17 protein-coding genes are annotated in these 19,529 nt (G+C 69.8%); 9 read left to right on the top strand and 8 right to left on the bottom strand.

Features of this window, described 5'->3' with window-relative positions; genetic code table 11:
• Positions 1 to 83: 83 nt before the first annotated feature.
• Positions 84 to 941, bottom strand: coding sequence for a formylglycine-generating enzyme family protein (locus ABIE21_RS05970; protein WP_354024411.1), 858 nt, complete (start codon positions 939 to 941; stop codon positions 84 to 86).
• A 225-nt stretch (positions 942 to 1,166) separates the two neighbouring features.
• On the opposite strand from ABIE21_RS05970, the gene ABIE21_RS05965 reads away from it, so the two are divergent.
• From ABIE21_RS05965 to ABIE21_RS05955, 3 genes are read left to right on the top strand one after another with little or no spacing between them, the layout of a single operon-like run.
• Positions 1,167 to 2,582 carry an MFS transporter gene (locus tag ABIE21_RS05965; RefSeq protein ID WP_354023855.1) on the top strand — a complete coding sequence of 472 codons (1,416 nt, stop codon included), beginning with the start codon at positions 1,167 to 1,169 and terminating at the stop codon, positions 2,580 to 2,582.
• A 46-nt stretch (positions 2,583 to 2,628) separates the two neighbouring features.
• Positions 2,629 to 4,494, top strand: a complete 1,866-nt coding sequence (locus tag ABIE21_RS05960; RefSeq protein WP_354023854.1) for a glycoside hydrolase family 15 protein — start codon at positions 2,629 to 2,631, stop codon at positions 4,492 to 4,494.
• A complete protein-coding gene (locus ABIE21_RS05955; protein WP_354023853.1) occupies positions 4,491 to 5,159 on the top strand; it encodes a GAP family protein in 669 nt (222 codons plus the stop codon). The genes ABIE21_RS05960 and ABIE21_RS05955 overlap by 4 nt, the downstream gene beginning before the upstream one ends.
• Before the next feature lie 41 nt (positions 5,160 to 5,200).
• Here the strand turns inward: ABIE21_RS05955 and ABIE21_RS05950 are convergent, their stop codons facing one another.
• Positions 5,201 to 6,232 (bottom strand): LLM class flavin-dependent oxidoreductase, encoded by a 1,032-nt coding sequence (locus ABIE21_RS05950; protein ID WP_354023852.1) that lies wholly within the window; start codon positions 6,230 to 6,232, stop codon positions 5,201 to 5,203.
• Between the two features lie 122 nt (positions 6,233 to 6,354).
• On the opposite strand from ABIE21_RS05950, the gene ABIE21_RS05945 reads away from it, so the two are divergent.
• Positions 6,355 to 6,843 (top strand): hypothetical protein, encoded by a 489-nt coding sequence (locus ABIE21_RS05945; protein WP_354023851.1) that lies wholly within the window; start codon positions 6,355 to 6,357, stop codon positions 6,841 to 6,843.
• On the opposite strand, the gene ABIE21_RS05940 is transcribed toward ABIE21_RS05945, so the two are convergent.
• Entirely contained in the window at positions 6,840 to 7,073 is a 234-nt protein-coding gene (locus ABIE21_RS05940; RefSeq protein WP_354023850.1) for a putative acetyltransferase, read from the bottom strand. The two genes, ABIE21_RS05945 and ABIE21_RS05940, sit on opposite strands and share 4 nt — an antisense overlap.
• Positions 7,067 to 8,584: an SDR family NAD(P)-dependent oxidoreductase gene (locus ABIE21_RS05935; protein ID WP_436232306.1), complete on the bottom strand. Its 1,518-nt coding sequence runs from the start codon at positions 8,582 to 8,584 to the stop codon at positions 7,067 to 7,069. The genes ABIE21_RS05940 and ABIE21_RS05935 overlap by 7 nt, the downstream gene beginning before the upstream one ends.
• Before the next feature lie 14 nt (positions 8,585 to 8,598).
• Here ABIE21_RS05935 and ABIE21_RS05930 point away from each other — a divergent pair, with 14 nt between their 5' ends.
• Positions 8,599 to 9,474, top strand: a complete 876-nt coding sequence (locus ABIE21_RS05930) for a CPBP family glutamic-type intramembrane protease (RefSeq protein WP_354023848.1) — start codon at positions 8,599 to 8,601, stop codon at positions 9,472 to 9,474.
• A 108-nt stretch (positions 9,475 to 9,582) separates the two neighbouring features.
• Positions 9,583 to 11,130, top strand: coding sequence for a hypothetical protein (locus ABIE21_RS05925; RefSeq protein ID WP_354023847.1), 1,548 nt, complete (start codon positions 9,583 to 9,585; stop codon positions 11,128 to 11,130).
• A gap of 15 nt (positions 11,131 to 11,145) precedes the next feature.
• Here the strand turns inward: ABIE21_RS05925 and ABIE21_RS05920 are convergent, their stop codons facing one another.
• Together ABIE21_RS05920 and ABIE21_RS05915 are read right to left on the bottom strand one after the other, a co-directional pair.
• On the bottom strand, positions 11,146 to 11,709 hold the full coding sequence (locus ABIE21_RS05920) for a TetR/AcrR family transcriptional regulator (RefSeq protein ID WP_354023846.1): 564 nt from the start codon (positions 11,707 to 11,709) through the stop codon (positions 11,146 to 11,148).
• Entirely contained in the window at positions 11,702 to 12,514 is an 813-nt protein-coding gene (locus ABIE21_RS05915; RefSeq protein WP_354023845.1) for an alpha/beta fold hydrolase, read from the bottom strand. Before ABIE21_RS05915 ends, ABIE21_RS05920 begins: the two co-directional genes overlap by 8 nt.
• A gap of 110 nt (positions 12,515 to 12,624) precedes the next feature.
• Between ABIE21_RS05915 and ABIE21_RS05910 the strand changes: the two genes are divergently transcribed.
• Positions 12,625 to 15,288: a DEAD/DEAH box helicase gene (locus ABIE21_RS05910; protein ID WP_354023844.1), complete on the top strand. Its 2,664-nt coding sequence runs from the start codon at positions 12,625 to 12,627 to the stop codon at positions 15,286 to 15,288.
• Here ABIE21_RS05910 and ABIE21_RS05905 read toward each other — a convergent pair.
• Positions 15,282 to 16,532: an FAD-binding protein gene (locus ABIE21_RS05905; RefSeq protein ID WP_354023843.1), complete on the bottom strand. Its 1,251-nt coding sequence runs from the start codon at positions 16,530 to 16,532 to the stop codon at positions 15,282 to 15,284. The genes ABIE21_RS05910 and ABIE21_RS05905 overlap by 7 nt on opposite strands.
• A gap of 40 nt (positions 16,533 to 16,572) precedes the next feature.
• Here ABIE21_RS05905 and ABIE21_RS05900 point away from each other — a divergent pair, with 40 nt between their 5' ends.
• Both ABIE21_RS05900 and ABIE21_RS05895 read left to right on the top strand, forming a co-directional pair.
• Entirely contained in the window at positions 16,573 to 17,253 is a 681-nt protein-coding gene (locus tag ABIE21_RS05900; RefSeq protein ID WP_354023842.1) for an esterase/lipase family protein, read from the top strand.
• Between the two features lie 28 nt (positions 17,254 to 17,281).
• Positions 17,282 to 18,664, top strand: a complete 1,383-nt coding sequence (locus ABIE21_RS05895; protein WP_354023841.1) for an MFS transporter — start codon at positions 17,282 to 17,284, stop codon at positions 18,662 to 18,664.
• 3 nt (positions 18,665 to 18,667) lie between these two features.
• Here ABIE21_RS05895 and ABIE21_RS05890 read toward each other — a convergent pair whose 3' ends face one another.
• Positions 18,668 to 19,510 (bottom strand): UbiA family prenyltransferase, encoded by an 843-nt coding sequence (locus tag ABIE21_RS05890; protein ID WP_354023840.1) that lies wholly within the window; start codon positions 19,508 to 19,510, stop codon positions 18,668 to 18,670.
• Positions 19,511 to 19,529 lie beyond the last annotated feature (19 nt).

Raw genomic sequence — 19,529 nt, 5'->3', positions numbered from 1 at the left:
CCCATTGTCGTCTCGCCCGGCCAGCCACCCATCACCCGGTCGAGGTGACGGGCGCCGGACCGATGTTTGCACCGCAGCGGGCCCTAGATATCCCGCACGCAGCGGAACCCGATGTTCGTCGTCGACGTGTCGTCGCTCTGCGGCGAACGGGCCGGCGGTCGGTAGCGCAGGCAGTACTCCGGCGCGCAGAGGTGCGATCCGCCCTTGAGTGCGCGGCGGTCGGGCCGATCGCCGTGGCCGCCGGCCACGCAGCAGGATGACCCGTCCGGGTCGTGTCGTGCCGTATAGGGAGAGGTCGTCCACTCCCAGACGTTGCCGATCATGTCGACCAGGCCCGCCCCGTTCGGCGGAAACGTTCCGACAGGCGACGTGCCGCGCCATCCGCTCGCCCCCTCGTTGCGATAGGGGAACGCGCCCTGCCAGGTGTTCGCCATCAGTGTGCCGCCCGGCCGCAGCTCGTCACCCCAGGCGTACGTCGTCTCGGCGGCGCCACCGCGAGCCGCGAACTCCCACTCGGCCTCGGTCGGCAGCCGGGAGCCCGCCCGCTGCGCATACGCCGAGGCGTCGTCGAACGACACCTGCACCACGGGGTGGTCGTCGCCCGCCGGCCCCGTGCCGAAGGGCGTTCGCCAGTGGGCACCGGGAACCCACTCCCACCACTGCCGCCAGTCGCCGAGGGGGACCGGGCCAGCGGTCGGGCGGAAGGCGAGCGAACCGGGGGCGCGCTCCGGCTCGCTCAGCTCGGGAAAATCGTCGGCCGAGAGCGGCCGCTCCGCCGTGGTGACGTAGCCGGTGTCGGCGACGAACGCGGCGAACTGGCGGTTGGTCACGGGATGCTGGTCGATGAGGAAGTCGGCCACCGCGACCTCGTGCACCGGACCCTCGTCGGCATAGAACTGCTCCGATCCCATCAAAAACGTTCCAGCCCGGATGCGATGCATCGTCGCCGTGACAGCAGGCATCGGCCGCCCTCTTCTCTCGCCGCAGTGCGGCTCACCCTACCGAGGCGAACCCGTTTCCCGCGCACTGGCGCCGCTAAATCATCCGGTCCGGGTGATTGCCCGGGCGCCGCGCGACAGCAGGCTTCAGACCGGGACGACGGGTGGTCCGCTCGATGCCCATTCGAAGGCGGTGTGTCGTGCGCACAGTGAGAGTCGGGTAGAACGGTGTCGGCGCAGACCGGGTCCCGCGGGCAGACGAGCACGGTGTGGTTGCTGCTGCCGCTCGCGCTGGCGCAGTTCATCTGCTCCTTCGCCGGTTCGAACATGAACGTCATGCTGACGGACATGAGCGAGGACCTCGACACGACCGTCCAGGGAATCCAGCTGTCGATCACGCTCTTCCTCCTCGTCATGGCGGCGCTGATGATCCCGTTCGGGAAACTCACCGACCAGCTGGGGAGGAAGACCTGTCTCGTCCTCGGGCTCGCGGTCTACGGCGTCGGAGCTATCGTCAGCGCGGTATCGCCGGGGCTGGGTGTGCTCATCGTCGGCAACTCGATCCTGGAGGGCGCCGGGACCGCGCTGCTGATCCCACCGGTCTACATCCTCGTCACCATGTACTGGTCGGGTGTCGCCGAACGGGCGCGCGCCTTCGGGATGGTGAGCGCGGCCGGAGGCATCGGCGCGGCGACGGGGCCCCTGATCGGCGGGTGGATCGCCGCGACCTTCAGCTGGCGGTGGGCCTTCGGCTTCCAGGCGCTGATCATCGTGATCATCCTCATCCTCACGATCCGTCTCAAGGATCCACGGCCGCGCGAGCCACAGCGCCCGTACGACGTCGTCGGCGCAGTGCTGTCGGCGCTGGGGCTCATTGTGTTCGTGATCGGCATCCTCGCCTCCGACGACAACCTGCTTCTCGCGATCGGGCTGATGGCCCTCGGGGCGGGCGTGATCGCCGTGTTCTTCCTCTGGGTGCGACGCCTGGAACGTCGGGGCAGGGAGCCGTTGCTCTCCACCTCGATGTTCAAGAACAGGGTGTCCAATCTGGGGCTGATCACTCAGAACTTCCAGTGGCTGCTGCTGTTGGGCACGTCGATGCTTGTGGCGAGCTACCTGCAGGTGGTCCGAAACTACAACGCGATCGAGACCGGCGTGATCTTCAGCGCCGCGACAGTCGGCATCCTGATCACCTCCCTGGGGGCGGGCCCGCTCGTCCGCCGCTTCGCGCAGCGGTCGCTCATCATGGTCGGGTTCGCCATCGCGGGAACAGGGCTATTGCTGTTGCTCATCGTGAGCGAGGTACCGGGCGCCTGGGCATTCGCGCCCGGCCTGTTCGCCGTCGGCGTCGGTCTGGGGCTGATGCTGACCCCGAGCGTCAATCTGGTGCAGTCGGCGTTCCCCGAAGAACTTCAGGGGGACATCTCCGGGCTCTCCCGCAGCATCTCCAACCTCGGGTCGAGCTTCGGCACCGCGATCGTCGGAACCCTCCTCGTGCTGAATGCCACCGCCTCGGCGAACGGCTACGTCTCGGCGATGGTGCCTCTGCTCGCGATCGCCGCCATCGGGCTCGTCGCCGCGGCCTTCCTGCCGTCGGCACAGAAGCTCACCGTACGACCTGAACCCGTCGCGAGAGAGCCCTGATCATCACTCTCCGTCCGGAGACGTGTGCCAAGAGAGGATCATCACCATGCACGAGTACCCCTCGATCGCCGACCACGGGCTGATCGGCGATCTGCAGACCACCGCGCTCGTATCCACGGACGGCACCATCGACTGGTTCTGCAGCCCGCGGTTCGACTCGCCGAGCATCTTCGCGTCGCTGTTGGACCACGCGAAGGGCGGGCGGTTGAGCACACGTCCGCACGACGACGGTTTCCAGTCGAAGCAGCTCTACTTTCCCGACACCGCAATCCTCATCACCCGTTTTCTCACCGAGAAGGGCGTCGGGGAGGTGATCGACTTCATGCCGGTGTCCTCCGAGACGCCGAGCGAGCAGCACCGACTCATCCGCGCGGTGCGCTGCGTACGGGGAGCGATCGACTTCGACATCGAGATCGCTCCGCGATTCGACTACGGCCGCGAGGCGCATCAGGTGACCGTCACCGACGACGGTGCGGAGTACACCGCCGGCTCGAGCACGCTGACGCTGAGCCTCATCCGGGATTCCGGCGACGAACGCCTCGGCCGGCCGGAACCGACCGACGATGGCGACCTGCGATTCGCACTGCATCTCGTCGAAGGCCAGATGCGCGGCGTGATCCTCGAGACGGGCACCGGCGCCGGCCCGCAGGCGGTGTCGGTGGCCGACGCTCAGAGGCTGTTCGACGACACCGCGCATTTCTGGCAGGACTGGGTGGGCCAGTCCACATACACGGGGCGGTGGCGCGAGGAGTTGCAGCGTTCGGCGATCACGCTCAAGCTCATGACGTATGCGCCGACGGGAGGTCTCGTCGCGGCCCCGACCGCCGGGCTGCCCGAACAGGTCGGCGGAGAACGCAATTGGGACTACCGCTTCACCTGGGTTCGCGACGCGTCGTTCTCGGTCACCGCGCTGTTGCGCATGGGGTTCACCCACGAGGCCGCCTCGTTCGCCCTGTGGCTGCGCGACCGCGTGGCCGAACCGCTCGGAAGCGACACCGGCCCGCTGAACATCATGTACCGCATCGACGGCAACCCCGACCTCGACGAGGAGGTCTTGGCGGACTGGGAGGGGTACCGGGGCTCCTACCCGGTTCGGGTCGGAAACGGCGCCGCCGGCCAGCTGCAGCTCGACATCTACGGGGAGGCGATGGATGCCGTGTGGGCCGCCGACCAGGCCGGCATCGGCATCGGACAGCCGGGCTGGCAGGCGATCTGCGGACTGCTCGACTGGCTCGCCGATCACTGGGATCAGCCGGAGGAGGGGATCTGGGAGACCCGCGGCGGTCGGAAGGACTTCACGTACGGGCGCCTGATGTGCTGGGTGGCGTTCGACCGCGCCATCCGGCTCGCCGCCGCGTACGGCCGTCCGGCGCCGGTCGCCCGCTGGACGACCGAGCGTGATGCGATCTACAACCAGATCATGGAGAAGGGCTGGAGCGCCGAGCGACGCGCCTTCGTTCAGCAGTATGGCGAGCAGGTGCTCGATGCGTCTCTGCTGAAGATGACGCAGGTGGGTTTCGTGACGCCCCAGGATCCGATGTGGACCGACACGCTGAAGGCGATCGAAGAGGAACTCGTCTCGGACAGCCTCGTCTACCGGTACGACCCCGCCGCGTCGCCCGACGGACTCGCGGGCTCCGAGGGGACCTTCTCCCTCTGCACCTTCCTGTACGTCGACGCGCTCGCCCGCGCGGACCGGGTGGACGAGGCCCGGCTGACGTTCGAGAAGATGCTGACCTACGCCAACCACCTCGGTCTGTACTCCGAGGAGATCGCCTTGGACGGGCAGCAAGTCGGCAACTTCCCGCAGGCATTCACCCATCTGGCGCTCATCGACGCGGCGATCACCCTGAACGATCGACTCGACGCGAAGACCCGCAGGGCGGCTCCGTCGGCGGGGAGGGCTGAGTGAACGGCGTCGTCGGCGCCATCCTGCCGCTCGCCCTCGGGGTCGCCGTGAGCCCTATCCCGATCATTGCTGCGATCCTGATGCTGCTGTCGCCGCGCGCACGGTCGACGGGGCTCGGCTTTCTCGCCGGGTGGGTGCTCGGCATCGCCGTCGCCGTCGTGGTGTTCACGCTGCTCGCCGCGCTCATCCCACCGGCGTCCGACGCGTCCAAGCCGGTCGCCGGTGTGATCAAGATCGTGCTCGGGTTGCTGCTCCTCGTCCTCGCCGCGCGCCAGTGGCGTGGTCGGCCGAGGGCAGGCCAGACACCCGCGCTGCCGAAGTGGATGGCGGCGATCGACAGCATGACGGCGGCACGCGCCCTCGCCATCGGCTTCCTGCTGTCGGCGGTGAACCCGAAGAACCTGCTCATGGCGGCGGGCGCCGGCGTCGAGATCGGCTCGGCCAGCCTCGACGGCGGCCAGGCCACGATCGCGATCGTCGTCTTCGTGCTGCTGGCGTCGTCGACGGTCGCGGTTCCGGTGATCGGCTACCTCGTGGCATCCGCCCGTATGAAGGCGCCGCTCGAGTCGATGCGCGAGTGGCTCGTGCACAACAACGCGACGGTGATGGCCGTGCTGCTGCTCGTGATCGGCGTCGTGATGGTCGGCAAGGGGATCGGCAGCTTCTGAGGCGCGCGTTTCGAGACGCGCGCCCCTGAGGCCGCCAGCGGCTAGGCGAGCAGCTCGCGCACGCGCGGGATGACCCGGGTGCCGTACAGCTCGATGCTCTTCATGAGCTTGTCGTGCGAGAGCCCGCCGTTGCCGTACTTGAGGTCGAAACGTGAGAGCCCGAGCCCCTTCGCCGCGAACGCGATCTTCGTCGCCACGGTCTCGGGCGAGCCGACGAACAGCGCGCCCTCGGGGCCGGCAGCGTCGTCGAACTGGGCGCGGTCCATGGGCGGCCAGCCGCGCTCGCGTCCGATGCGGTCGACGAGGGCCTTGTAGTGCGGCCAGAGCTCCTCGCGCGCCTGCTCGTCGGTCTCGGCGACGTGCCCGGGCGAGTGCTCTCCGACGGGCTGGGTCGGCTGCTCGAGCTGGTCGAGCGCGCGGTGGTACAGGTCGACGAGAGGGGCGAAGCGAAGCGGCTGGCCGCCGATGATGGCGAGCATCAGCGGCAGGCCGTAACGCGCGGCGCGCACGACGGACTCGGGGCTGCCTCCCACGCCGACCCACGTCTTCAGCAGACCGTTCTCCACGGGAGGGAAGACCGACTGGTCGGCGAGCGGTGCGCGGGTGCTGCCCGCCCAGGTGACAGGGGTCTGCTCGCGAACGGCGGCGAAGAGGTCGAGCTTCTCGTCGAACAATTGCTCGTAGTCCGCGAGGTCGAAGCCGAACAGCGGGAACGACTCGGTGAACGAACCGCGGCCGAGAATGACCTCGGCTCGGCCGTTCGAGATGCCGTCGAGGGTCGCGAAGCGCTGGAAGACGCGGATCGGGTCGTCGGAACTCAGCACCGTGACCGCCGAGCCGAGGCGGATGCGGGTCGTGCGCGCCGCGATGGCCGAGAGCACGACCTCGGGGGCGGACACCGCGAAGTCCTCGCGGTGGTGCTCTCCGATGCCGATGAAGTCGATGCCGACCTGGTCTGCGAGCACGCCCTGCTCGACGAGGTTGCGCAGCACCACGGCGTGCGGCAGCGGCGCACCGTTCTCGTCGGCGGTCACGTCTCCGAAGGTGTCGAGTCCCAGTTCGATTTCGGTCATGCTGTGCTCCGCTCCCACATCATTCGATGTGCAGTCTATTCAAACGTATGGAACTCTCAACCCGCCCGGAACCTCCACTATTCCAGCTACGCCCACGACCGGGCTCGCGCTACCCTTCTGCCATGGAACTCGCCGACTGGGGCGGCTTTTTCGCCGCGAGCGCAGGGGCCGCCGCGGGCCTGACCGGGTTGATCATCGTCGCCATGTCGGTGAATATCGGCACGATCATCGGCATCCCGGGCATGACCTCCCGTGCGGGTGCGACGATCGCAACCCTGGTGCTCGCCGTGGTCGCGTCGATAACGGCGCTCGTGCCGGGCCAGCCGCTCCCGCTCTACGGGGTGGAGGTGCTCGTGTTCGGTGCGGTGGCCGCCGTGTTCGCCGGCGAATCGACAGTGCGGGTCATCGCGGCGAGCCCTCGCGGCTCCCGCGGCACAGGCGTGCTCAAGTCGACGGTCGTGATCGCGCAGGTGCTTCCGTACCTCGTCGGCGCGCTCCTCCTCGTAACGGACGACGCGTCTGGTCTCGGCTGGATCGCCGGGGGCATCGTGCTGGTGTTCATCGGCTCGGTGCTCAACGCCTGGGTACTGCTGGTCGAGATCCTGCGCTAGCGGGGCCGGGGTGCGGGTGGCGGCGGCACTTCCTTCGCCGCGATGACATCGGCGAACGCCACGGTCTTCAGCCCGCGCACGGTGGCGACCACGCAGTGCGTCTCGTCCGTCCCGGAGAGAAAGCCGAGCACGTCCGTCGCCGAGCCGTCCGGATCGTCGTGCAGCGTGTAGCGGATGACGACGCGTGTGCCGTCGCCGGCGCTCCGCAGAAACTCGACCGGAGTCACCACGAGCTGGGCTCGTAGTCCTTGAGGAACACGCCGAAGAGGTCTTCGCCGGCCTCGCCGCGCACGATCGGGTCGTAGACGCGCGCCGCGCCGTCGACGAGGTCGAGGGGCGCGTGGAAACCCTCTTCGGCGAGGCGCACCTTGGTCGGGTGCGGGCGCTCGTCGGTGATCCAGCCGGTGTCGACGCTCGTCATGAGGATGCGGTCGGTCTCGAGCATCTCCCGGGCGCTCGTGCGAGTGAGCATGTTAAGGGCCGCCTTGGCCATGTTGGTGTGTGGATGACCCGGACCCTTGTAGCCCCGACCGAACACGCCCTCCATCGCCGACACGTTCACGACGTAGGTGCGCCGCGCGTCGGACGCGGCCATCGAGGGCCGCAGCCGGCTCACGAGCAGGAAGGGTGCCGTGGTGTTCGCGAGCTGCACCTCGAGCATCTCGAGCGGGTCGACCTCCTGCACCGCCTGCGTCCACGAGTTGTGGTGCTCGATGTCGGGCAGCAGCCCGCCGGCGTCGATCGCGGTGCCGGCGGCGAGGCGCTCGAGCGACGAGGAGCCGGCGGCCATCGCCTCGGCGGTGAGCACGTCGGCTGCCTTCGACGCGGCGGCGAGGATGGGGTGGCTCGCCACCGACGCGGCGAGGGCCTGCGGGTGCGCGTCGTTGGTGTGGCCGAACGTGACGATCTCGGGCAGCGGGCCGTCGGGCAGGGGCGCGAGCTCTGCATCGACAAGCGGCGCGTAGCTGCCGGGGGAGCGGCGCACGGTCTGCGCCGCGTTGTTGATCAGGATGTCGAGCGAGCCGGCGGCGGCGACGGAGTCGGCGAGGCCGATCACCTGGGCCGGATCGCGCAGGTCGATGCCGACGATCTTGAGGCGGTGCAGCCAGTCGGCGGAGTCGGGCAGGCTCGAGAAGCGGCGAACGGCGTCGCGGGGGAAGCGCGTGGTGATCGTGGTGTGTGCGCCGTCGCGCAGCAGGCGCAGGGCGATGTACATGCCGATCTTGGCCCGGCCGCCGGTGAGCAGGGCGCGCTTGCCCGTGAGGTCGGTGCGGGCGTCGCGTTTGGCATGGCTCATGGCCGCGCAGTCGGGGCAGAGCTGGTGGTAGAACGCGTCGACCTGCGTGTACGGCTGCTTGCAGATGTAGCAGTTGCGCGGCTTGATTAGCGTTCCGGCGGTCGGCGCCTCGGTGGTGGTCGCGAGGGGGATGCCCCTGGTCTCGTCGTCGATGCGGTCGGGGGCGCCCGTCGCGGTCGCCGCGACCACCGCGCGGTCGGCGTCGGCGATCGTGGCGCGCTTGTCGAGGCGGCGTTCCTTCTTGACCGACTTGAACATCTTCGCGGTCGCCCGGCGCACCGTGATGAAGTCGGGGTGCTCCTCGTCGATCGCGGCCATGCTCTCGAGCACCCGCAGGGTGACGGCGAGGTCGTGCGGATCGATCGCGGCGGTCGTCGAGGCGGCGGCGTCTGCGGGGGAGTCAGGCTCGGAAGTCACACACAATTCTAAACGATCGGCGGCCATGGCAGACTCGGGATGTGTCTGCCGCCCACCTGCCCGCCGCCCACCCCCACGACAGCGCGCCGCGGCCCTCCCTGAGCTGGGGCCTCGTGCCGGCGGCCGTGCTGAGCAGTTCGGCCCTGCTGCTCTTCGCGTGGCGGGGCACATCGCTCGCAGTGACGGTGGCCGGATACGGGATGCTCGCGGCCGCGCTGCTCATCGCGTGGCTGCTCGACCGTTCCGCTCGCAGCGACGGCCTGTTCCGCGACCTGCTGCTGATCGCGATCGGCATGGTGATCGTGAGCACGATCTCGGTGGAGGCCGACATCGGCTGGGTCAACTTCTTCCTGCTCGGGTTCGTGCTCGCGGCTGCCGTGGCGGTGCCGTACGCGGTGTCGCGGTTCGTCTTCCGCGACCGTGTCATCCGGTTCCCGTGGCGGGGCGAATGGCCGTGGAGCCGCGTGCAGTGGGGCTACCTCGCGCTGGTGCTCTTTCTCGGCTGGCTCATCCTCCCGTTCTACTTCATCACCTCCGGCGTCTACCTGAACTGGCCGGCCGTCACCGAGTGGCACGAGATCGCGAGGCTCTTCGTCGGCGTCAACGCGGTGGGAACGTGGGACGAGCTGTTCTTCATCCTCACCGTCTTCGTGCTGTTCAAACGTCACTTCCCGGTCTGGCAGGCGAATCTGCTGCAGGCCGTCATCTTCGTCTCGTTCCTGTGGGAGCTCGGGTACCAGTCGTGGGGGCCGCTGCTCACCATCCCGTTCGCCCTGCTGCAGGGCTGGATCTTCTCGAAGACCCGCTCCCTGCCCTACGTGCTCACCGTGCACCTGCTGTTCGACCTCGTGGTCTTCCTCGTGATCGTGCACGCGCGCAACGACGGGATCATCGGGATCTTCCTGATCTCGCCGTAGCGCTGTCGCCTTGCGTGCGCGGCATCTTCAGGCGCGGTCGGTGCCGAACACCCGCCGTGGGAGCGGGAGGGTATGGCGAGGCGGGCCTAGGCTGTCTAGCCTGAGCGGGTGACGGCAACACGGAGGTCGGCGGTGGCCCTCGTCGTCGTGCACGGGATCGGGGCGCAGACCCGCGGGGCGACCCTGGTCGAGTGGGTCGAACCGCTGCTGCGCCGCATCGACTGGCTGTCGCGCACGACGGGTGGAGACGGCGTCGTCTTCGAAGGAGTGGAACTGTCGGAGGGGGCGCGCGACATGGTGCTCGCCCGCGCCGACTACAGAGACACCGACGGGAGTCGCCGCGAGGTGCTGCTGCGCGTGACGGAGGCGCACTGGGCGCAGTCGTTTCTCGCCCTGAGGCCCGGCGAGGTGTTCACCTGGGGCGGGATGTTCGTCTGGCGGGCGTTTCTCCGGCTTGCCGTGCACTTCTCCCGCATCCTCTGGCTCGACCCGTGGTGGCGCGTGCTCAGCGCTCCGGTCATCGCGGCGCTCTGGGTGGCGGGCCTCGCCGCCGCCGCCGCCGTGAGCCTGCTCCTGCCGCTGCTCGCTGTGGCTCTCGTGGTGCCGCTGCTGTCGAGCCTGGTGCGGGCGGCGACCGACCGCCTCGCCGAGTTCGTCGGCGACGTGGCCGTCTGGACGCGTCGACCGGTGCGGGCAGCGGCCATGCGGGCGGTCGTCAGGACCGAGATCGCGGATGCCACCGCGCGGCTCGCCGACCTCGCCGAGGCGGAGGGTGTCGACCCGGAGCAGACCCGCGTCGTTGTGCTCGCCCACTCGCAGGGCGCCACCATCTCGGCGCAGACCCTGTTCGACCCGGGTACCCGCGAGCCGCGGCCGCCGGTCGACGTGTTCCTCACCCTCGGCGCGACGCTCACCCTGCTCGGATCGCCGCGGTGGACCACCGGCCGGTTCTCGGCGGTGCGCACCGCCCTGGCACAGGTGGCGAGGCGCGCCGTCGACTTCAACCCCGTCGAGGAGTGGTCGCGGCTGCCGACACCGCCGAGATGGCTCAACTTCTGGGCCGTCTGGGACCCGTTCACCGCCGGCCCGATCTCGACCAGCATGCGGGCGCGGGAGGAACGCTGGCGCGAGAGCTTCGGGCGGCGGGCCGGGCCGACGCGCGGTCCGGAGGAGCATCCGGTGCACAACACGGCCAACCCGCTCACCGACCATCAGTCGTATGTGGGCAACGTCGCCGAGGTCATGGACCCCGTGGCGAGACTGCTGCTGGGCATGGAGGGACGGATGCCCGTGGCCGCCCACGCGCGCAGCGTGCGTCAGGCGGGCCTGAACCGGGTGCTCGTGGTCGCGCTCGCCGGGGGAGCGGCGCTGGGCGGCTGGCCGTGGTTCGCGGCCCTCGGCGGGGCGGTCGTGCTGCTGTGGGCGAACGGCGTCCTGTGGCGGGCGTTCCTCGAGCGCTCGACCTGGGACGAGTCGGGCAGCCCGACGCGCCGAACCTGGGTCGTGGGCTACCTGCTGCGCATCCTGCTGGTGATCTGCGGAGCGCTGCTCGTCACCGACCCGCTCTGGAGCGCCGTCACGGCGCTCGCCGGGGTGCTCGCCGTCGTCGCGCCCGCGCTCGGGCGGCTGCCCCGGGTGCTGCCCGAGCGCCGCTGACCGGGGCGCCCGCAGCTACGGCCAGTCGGAGAGGGCGCGGTCGAGAGCCGTGACCATCACGTCGAAGCTGCGGTCGACGTCGAGCGGAAGCACAAAACCGCCGGCGGCCTCGAGCGCCACGAAGCCGTGCAGGCTCGAGCGCAGCATCCTCGTCGCGTCGATGGTCTGCTCGCGCGTCAGGCCGTAGCCGGCGAGTGAGGAGAAGATGACCTCGACGCTCCGCTGGCTCGCGCCCACGTCATCGGCATCGCCCGGCGCGGCCGCCCGCAGCGTCGTCGCGTAGCGGCCGGGGTGCGCACCCGCCCACGCGCGGTAGGCGAACGCGACGGCGCGGATCGCCTCGCCGCTCGAGAGGCCGATGGCCGCTGCGCCCATCGCGTCGGCGAGCTCGGCCTTGGCGCGCACCGAGATCGCCTGGCGCACGCCGTCGAGCGAGGCCACGTGCTTGTAGAGACTCGGCACCTTGACGCCCAGCCGCTCGGCGAGCGCCGCGAAGCTGAGTCCGCCGATGCCGACCTCGTCGGCCAGCTGCGCCGCCTCGTCGACGACTCGGTCGGTGCTGAGGCCGGCCCTAGCCACGGTGAGCGGCCGTCGTCAGAAACTCGACGACCGCGGGGACGACCAGGTCGGCCCGCTGCGACTGCGGGTAGTGCCCGGCGTCCGGCACCATCGTCGCCGTGCCGCCCAGCGCGCCGGCGAGCCACTCGGCCTCGGCGCGCGGGTCGGGGAAGTCGGGATCGAGCTCTCCCATCAGCACGAGCGACGGGGTCTGGACGGCGGGCAGCACCCGCTCGACCGCGTCGTGGTTCAGCCGGGTGGTGCGCGAGAACGCGGCCGCATAGCCGGGCCGGCGCAGCGCGGCGATGAGGCTGGCGGTGTATTCCGCGTGGTCGGCGGGCTTCGCGCCCTTGTAGAGCGATGGCAGGTAGGCCTTCCAGACCGTCGCCACCCAGGGGGCGGCGGTGGCCGCTCGCATGACCGATGCCATGATGCGCGACATCTCGGGGTTGCGTCCGAATGGGCCGAGCAGCACGAGACCCGTGACGAGCTCGGGGCGCTTCGCCGCCGTGATGATCGCGGCCGAGGCGCCCATCGAGTTGCCGACGACGACGGCGGGGGAGCCGAGGTGGTCGAGCAGCGCCGCGATGTCGTCGGCCGTCCCCTCGTCGCCGTAGCCCGAGAAGGTCGTGGTGCTGTCGCCGTGGCCGCGCAGATCGGTGGTCACGACGCGGTAGCCCGCGGCGACGAGACCGGGCACGAGGTGGCGGTAGCTCGCCCTCAGGTCGCCCATGCCGGGCACGCAGAGCACGAGGGGACCGGATCCCGCCGACTCGTAGGCGATCGCGCCATCCGCCCGTTCGAGCATCTGTACCTGTGTCGTCATCATGGACCGTCCTCTTTCTGGCTAGGTTGTGTAGCCCTAAAGCTAGTACCCCTAGCCGCAGGTTGTCAAGAGTCTCGCGAAAGCCGCGAGTAGGGGATGATCGAAGAATCATGCCTGAGGATGTCGCCACCACCGCCCCAGCGACGCTTCTCGAGCGCGCACCCCGACCGTTCGACCCGGATGCCGCGTTCGAGAACTTCGCCGGATGGGCCGCCGACCGCGGCCTGAACCTGTATCCGGCACAGGAGGAGGCGCTCATCGAGATCGTCTCCGGCGCGAACCTCATCCTCTCGACGCCCACCGGCACCGGCAAGTCGCTCGTCGCCATCGGCGCGCACTTCGCCGCGCTCGCGCAGGGAAAGCGCAGCTACTACACCGCTCCGATCAAGGCGCTCGTGTCGGAGAAGTTCTTCGCCCTCGTCGACATCTTCGGCGCCGAGAACGTGGGGATGGTCACCGGTGACTCGTCGGTGAACCCCGACGCGCCCATCATCTGCTGCACCGCCGAGATCCTCGCCAACGTCGCACTGCGCGGGGGCGCCGACTCAGACGTCGACCAGGTCGTGATGGACGAGTTCCACTTCTACGCCGACCCGGACCGCGGCTGGGCCTGGCAGGTTCCGCTGCTCACCCTGCCGCGCGTGCAGTTCATCCTCATGTCGGCGACGCTCGGCGACGTCTCGCGCATCGCCGACGACCTGACGATCCGCACCGGACGCGAGACCGCCGTCGTCACCGGCGTCGAGCGCCCTGTGCCGCTGAGCTACAGCTACGCCACGACGCCCGTGCACGAGACGATCGAAGACCTGCTCGCGACCGGGCAGGCGCCGATCTACATCGTGCACTTCTCGCAGCTCGCCGCACTCGAACGAGCCCAGGCCATGACGAGCATCAAGATCGTCAGCCGCGAGCAGCGCGACGAGATCGCCGAGGCGATCGGCGACTTCCGTTTCACCACGGTGTTCGGGCAGACCCTCAGCCGGCTCATCCGCTCGGGCATCGGCGTGCACCACGCCGGCATGCTGCCCAAGTACCGTCGGCTCGTGGAGCAGCTCGCCCAGCAGGGGCTGATGCGGGTCATCTGCGGCACCGACACGCTCGGCGTCGGGATCAACGTGCCGATCCGCACGGTGCTGTTCACGGCTCTCACCAAATACGACGGCGTGCGGATGCGCCAGCTCACGGCGCGTGAATTCCACCAGATAGCGGGTCGCGCCGGGCGGGCAGGCTACGACACGGCGGGAACCGTCGTCGCGCAGGCGCCCGAGCACGAGAGCGAGAATGCCAGGCTCGTGGCCAAGGCGGGCGACGACCCGAAGAAGATCAAGAAGATCGTGCGTAAGAAGGCGCCGGAAGGCTTCGTGTCGTGGGGCGAGCCGAGCTTCAACCGGCTCATCGCCGCCGAGCCGGAGACCCTCACGTCGAGCATGCAGGTGAGCCACTCGATGATCCTCAACGTGATCGCGCGCGAGGGCGACGCGTTCCAGGAGATGCGCGACCTCATCTTCGAGAGCCACGACCCGTGGCCGAAGCAGCTCGCCATGGCACGCCAGGCGCTTGCGATCTACCGCACGCTGCGCACCGCGGAGGTCGTGACGCAGGTGCCGCGCGCCGCGCCGATCGAGACCTCGCCGGCCCTCAAGTCGGCGCTCGAGGGCGTCGACGGGTTCGACAGCGGCGAGTACGAAGACTGGAACGCCGAGCCGTCACCGGCAGACATCCGCTACGACATCCGCCTCACCGTCGACCTGCAGCCCAACTTCGCCCTCAACCAGCCGCTCTCGCCGTTCGCCCTCGCGGTGTTCGAGCTGCTCGATCCGGAGTCGCCCAGCTACCCGCTCGATGTCATCTCGGTGCTCGAAGCGACCCTCGACGACCCGCGTCCGATCCTCTCGCAGCAGCAGTTCCTCGCCAGGGGAGAGGCCGTCGCGTCGATGAAGGCCGAGGGCATCGAGTACGACCAGCGCATGGAGCTGCTCGAGCACGTCACCTGGCCGAAGCCGCTCGAAGAACTGCTCGACGCCACGTTCGAGCAGTACAGCGCGACCCAGCCGTGGATCGGCGACTTCGAGCTCAGCCCGAAATCGGTGGTGCGCGACATGTACGAGCGGGCCATGACCTTCGCCGACTACGTGGGCTACTACAAGCTCGCCCGCAGCGAGGGTCTCGTGCTGCGCTACCTGTCCGACGCCTACCGCGCCGTGCGCCAGACCGTGCCCGACGAGGCGAAGACCGAGGAGCTGCTCGACCTCATCGAGTGGCTCGGCGAGCTCGTGCGCCAGGTCGACTCGAGTCTGGTCGACGAGTGGGAGCAGCTGATCAACCCCACGGCGCCGGGCGAGAAGCCCGTTCTGCCGCCCGCGCCGCCGTCGATCCTCGGCAACCCTCGCGCGTTCCGCGTGCTGGTGCGCAACGAGCTGTTCCGCCGGGTGCAGCTCGCGGCACTCGACAGGTACGACGAACTGGGCGCCCTCGACGCCGCGAGCGGGTTCAACGAGAACGTCTGGGCCGAGGCCATGGACGCCTACTTCGACGTGCACGACGACCTCGGCACCGACGCAGACGCCCGCAGCTCGGCGATGCTCATCGTCGACGAGGGACCGGAGACCTGGACCGTGCGGCAGATCTTCGCCGACCCGGCAGGCGACCACGACTGGGGCATCAGCGCCACCGTCGACCTCGCCGAGTCGGCCGAGCTCGGCGTGGCCGTGGTCAAGGTCACCGCGGTGGGACGCCTCGACGCCTTCGCCGCTTCGGCGGACGAGGGTCAGTAGACCGTGCGCTCCAAGAAGGCGTTGCCGAACTTGCGCTCGGGGTCGAGCCGGGCGGCGAGCTCTACGAACTCACCCAGCCGCGGGTAGAGGCCCGCGAGCGCGTCGCGTTCCGCGGTGAACACCTTGCCCCAGTGCGGGCGGGCGCCGAGCGGGAGCAGCAGCGCCTCGATCTCGGGGAGCAGGGCGCGCACCTCGACCTCGAGCGGCTTCCAGGTGAAGTGGATGCCCACGGCGTCGGTCTCGAACGCGCCGCTCAGCCAGAGCGAGTCGGCGCGCATCGTGCGCACCTCGGTGATGTACAGCAGTGGAGCGATGCGCGATCCGAGCGACCGCACCGCCTCGAGCGCGGCGACGGCGTTGCGCCGTGGCACGAGGTACTCGCTCTGCAGCTCGTCGCCGTTGGACGGGGTGAAACCGAGCTTGAAGTGCGCGAGCCTGTCGTTCCACGGCCCGACGACACCGCCCTGCTCGGTCACGTTGGTGACGGGCTGGTCGGGCAGCATGTGCCGGCCCGTGGCCTGCCGCACCGCGCCGAGGATGCTCTCCGGCGGAGCCGCGGCATCCGCCCTGCTCTTGATCCAGGTCGTGCCGATCGTGTCGCCGAGCCAGTCGGTGAACAGGCTCACGCTGTAGGCGCTCGACGTGACGGTCTCGAGGTCGCCGAGCACCGCCGACCAGGGGAGGCCGTCGTACAGGTCCTGCCGCACGTCGAAGGTCGGCTCGATGTCGAGCGTGACGCGAGTCACGATGCCGAGCGCGCCGAGGGAGACGACGGCGCCGTCGAAGTCGGGCTCGCCGCGCCGCAGGGTGTGCAGCTCGCCGTCGGCGGTCACCAGCTCGACCGCCGCGACGGCCGAGGCCAGGTTGCCGTTGCCGTCGCCCGATCCGTGGGTGCCGGTCGCCACGGCGCCCGCGACCGAGATGTGCGGCAACGACGCCAGGTTGTGCAGGGCCCAGCCGGCCCCCTGCAGCGTGGTGGCGACGTCGCCGTAGCGCGCGCCCCCGGCGACGGTGACCGTGGCGGATGCCTCGTCGACCACCGTCTCGACGTCGAGGTTCTCGAGGCTGACCAGGGTGCCCGCCGTGTCCGCGAGGTCGTTGAACGAGTGGCGGCTTCCCAGGGCTCGGACGCTGCGGGATGCCGCGACGATCCGCTGCACATCGGCGACGGAGCCGGGGCGCGCGAGGTCGCGGGCGGTGTAGGAGTAGTTTCTGGCCCAGTTCTCACCGGCGATGGAAGACATCCGACCATTGTGCACCGTGCCCGGATCGTAGACTGACGCCATGCTCGATCGTGCCCGCATCTGGATGGCGGACTACGCCTATGCGGCGCGGGTGAACGTCGGCGCGACCCTGCGCCACCGCCGCGTGCCCCGGGCCCGCGGCGACCTCGCCCCGGTGCTCCTCATCCCCGGCGTCTACGAGCGGTGGCAGTTCATGCGGGCCGTCGGCGGCCGGCTGGCGAAGCGCGGTCACGCCGTGCACGTCGTCGAACCCCTCGGCAGGAACCTGGCCGCGGTGTCGGAGGCCGCCGCGGTGGCGCAGGCGTACGTCGACGAGAACGACCTGCGCGACGTGGTCGTCGTCGCGCACAGCAAGGGCGGCCTGATCGCCAAGCACATGATGTCGTTCGACGACCTCGACGGCCGCATCCTCGGGCTCGTCGCGATAGCCACCCCGTTCTCGGGTTCGAGCCTCGCCCGCTACGCGCCCACCCGGCCGTTGCGCGACTTCGACCCCGCGCACGCGACGCTCACACTGCTGGCCGAGCAGGCCGAGGTGAACTCCCACATCGTCTCGATCTTCCCCGAGTTCGACCCGCACATCCCCGGCGGCAGCTACCTCGAGGGCGCCCACAACATCCAGTTGCCGGTCGACGGGCACTTCCGGCTACTCGCCGACCCGCACGTGCTCGACGCCGTCGTCGAGGCGGTCGAATCGGGATTCCCCCGCCAGCAGGAATGAACCGCGCCGCCGGGTGTTGACTACTCGTATGACACGTGACGAACGGCTGGTCCTCTCCATCGCAGTACTGGCGTCTTTCGTGACGTTCCTCGACGGCTCGGTCATCAACGTCGCGCTTCCGGCGATCGAGCAGGAGCTCGGCGGCGGCATCACCACGCAGCAGTGGGTCGTCGACGCCTACGCGATCACCCTGGGCACGCTCATCCTGCTCGCCGGGTCGCTCTCCGACACCTTCGGCCGCTGGGTGGTCCTGAAGGTCGGGCTGTACGGCTTCGCGGTGACGTCGATCCTCATCGCGATCGCGCCTACCGCCGAGCTGCTCATCATCCTGCGCGGCGCGCAGGGAGTCGCGGGCGCGCTCCTCGTGCCGAGCTCGCTCGCCATCATCATCGCGACCTTCCGCGGAGCGGCCCAGGCCAAGGCCATCGGCACCTGGACCGGCTGGACGAGCGCCGCGTTCCTCGTCGGCCCGCTGCTCGGCGGCCTGTTCGTCGACTTCCTCGACTGGCGGCTCGTGTTCGCCATCAACATCCTGCCGATCGCGGTGACCCTCGTGCTCGTCGCCCGGCTGGGGCAGAAGAACGTGCGCCCGGAGGGCGGCGGCATCGACTGGTTCGGCGCGGTGCTCGGCATCATCGGGCTCGGCGGGCCCGTCTTCGCGCTCATCGAGCAGGCGAACTTCGGCTGGACCAGCCCGGTGATCTACCTGCCGTTCGTCATCGGCCTCGTGGCGCTGACCGCTTTCATCCTGCGCCAACGCACGGTGAAGCATCCGATGATCCCGCTCGCCCTGTTCTCGGTGCGCAATTTCTCGGTCGGCAACATCGCGACGACGCTCGTCTACGGGGCGCTCGCGCTCGGCGGCTTCCTGCTCACCGTCTTCCTGCAGGAGGTCGGCGGGTTCTCGGCGACGGCGGCCGGCCTCACCTTCCTGCCGATGACGCTCATCAGCATCGCGCTCTCGGCGACCTTCGGGGCGCTGGCCGGCAAGTACGGGCCCCGGCTGTTCATGGGCCTCGGTCCCATCCTCGCCGGGGTCGGCTACCTGCTGATGCTCTCGATCGAGGAGGACGTGAACTACTGGACGCAGGTGTTCCCCGGCGTCATCCTGTTCTCGCTCGGACTCACCGCGACCGTCGCCCCGCTCACCGCCGCGATCCTCGGCTCGATCTCGCCCGAGCAGTCGGGCATCGGATCGGCGATCAACAACGCCATCTCCCGCATCGCCGGTCTCGTCGCGATCGCGTTCGTCGGTGTGATCGTCGGTTCGCAGCTGACGGTCGAGTCGTTCCATCGCGGGCTGCTGGTCACCGCCGTGCTGCTCATCGTCGGCGGCGTGGTGTCGCTGGTCGGAATCCGCAATCCCGTGCTCGAGAAGCTGCCGGAGCCCGATCGAGTGCAGCCGGAGTAGCGCTCAGGCGAAGACGGCCTGCCCGCTGAGGGCGAGCAGCGCGACGTTCACGACCGAGGCGGCCATGATCAGCTGGAACAGCAGTCGCGTCGGCGGGCGGTTGAGAGCGAGGTTGGCGCACGCCCCGGCGAGCCCGATCGAGACGCCGAGCCCGATCCACTGCACGACTCCGGGGGATCCGGCGCCGAAGACGACGAGAGCGGATGCCGCGGCCAACGCCACGGCGATGGTGACGCCGCTCGTGCGCCGCCCCAGGCGGTGGGGGAGTCCGGCGATGCCGGTCGCCCTGTCGTCGGCGAGGTCGGGGAGCACGTTGGAGAAGTGCGCCGCGACGCCGAGCAGGGCGCCGGCGCCCAGCGCCCACGGGGCCGCGAACCCGGCGGGCACCGCTGAGAGGGTGACGATCGCGGGCAGCAGGCCGAAGCTGACGATGAACGGCAGCACGGAGAGCGGCGTGCGCTTCAGCCAGAGGTTGTAGCCCCACGCGAACGCGATGAACACGGCGTGTGCCGCCGTCGCCGGCCAGCCCAGCGGCAGAGTGAGCAGAACGGCGACGACGAGTGTAGCGAACGAGACCGCCCGCACCGTTCCGACGGCGATCCACCCCCGCGCGACCGGCTTGTCGTCACGGCCCACCGCGGCGTCGCGGCGCGCGTCGAGCCAGTCGTTGGAGAGGCCGACCGAGACCTGGCCGGAGAACATCGCCAGGGTCAGCAGAGCTATGCGGGCCGGTTCCAGTCCGGCGCCGACGGCGAGGATGGCGGTGACGAGAGTCACCGCCACTGTCGGCCCGGGATGGGTGGAGAGCGCGAGCGCGATCGATCTGGGAGGCGCGTTCGCGGGCATAACGCCATGCTATTCCGAT

It is taken from the genome of Conyzicola nivalis (genome assembly GCF_040548875.1).
Taxonomy (GTDB): Bacteria; Actinomycetota; Actinomycetes; order Actinomycetales; family Microbacteriaceae; genus Conyzicola; species Conyzicola nivalis_A.
This window is presented reverse-complemented; position numbering and strand designations above follow the sequence as displayed.

Excerpts from the sequence above, each read along its gene's own strand:
- ABIE21_RS05970 (WP_354024411.1), bottom strand. The coding sequence starts at position 941 with ATGCATCGCATCCGGGCTGGAACGTTTTTGATGGGATCGGAGCAGTTC.
- ABIE21_RS05960 (WP_354023854.1), top strand. The coding sequence starts at position 2,629 with ATGCACGAGTACCCCTCGATCGCCGACCACGGGCTGATCGGCGATCTG.
- ABIE21_RS05950 (WP_354023852.1), bottom strand. The coding sequence starts at position 6,232 with ATGACCGAAATCGAACTGGGACTCGACACCTTCGGAGACGTGACCGCC.
- ABIE21_RS05945 (WP_354023851.1), top strand. The coding sequence starts at position 6,355 with ATGGAACTCGCCGACTGGGGCGGCTTTTTCGCCGCGAGCGCAGGGGCC.
- ABIE21_RS05935 (WP_436232306.1), bottom strand. The coding sequence starts at position 8,584 with ATGGCCGCCGATCGTTTAGAATTGTGTGTGACTTCCGAGCCTGACTCC.
- ABIE21_RS05915 (WP_354023845.1), bottom strand. The coding sequence starts at position 12,514 with ATGACGACACAGGTACAGATGCTCGAACGGGCGGATGGCGCGATCGCC.
- ABIE21_RS05910 (WP_354023844.1), top strand. The coding sequence starts at position 12,625 with ATGCCTGAGGATGTCGCCACCACCGCCCCAGCGACGCTTCTCGAGCGC.
- ABIE21_RS05905 (WP_354023843.1), bottom strand. The coding sequence starts at position 16,532 with ATGTCTTCCATCGCCGGTGAGAACTGGGCCAGAAACTACTCCTACACC.
- ABIE21_RS05900 (WP_354023842.1), top strand. The coding sequence starts at position 16,573 with ATGCTCGATCGTGCCCGCATCTGGATGGCGGACTACGCCTATGCGGCG.
- ABIE21_RS05895 (WP_354023841.1), top strand. The coding sequence starts at position 17,282 with ATGACACGTGACGAACGGCTGGTCCTCTCCATCGCAGTACTGGCGTCT.
- ABIE21_RS05890 (WP_354023840.1), bottom strand. The coding sequence starts at position 19,510 with ATGCCCGCGAACGCGCCTCCCAGATCGATCGCGCTCGCGCTCTCCACC.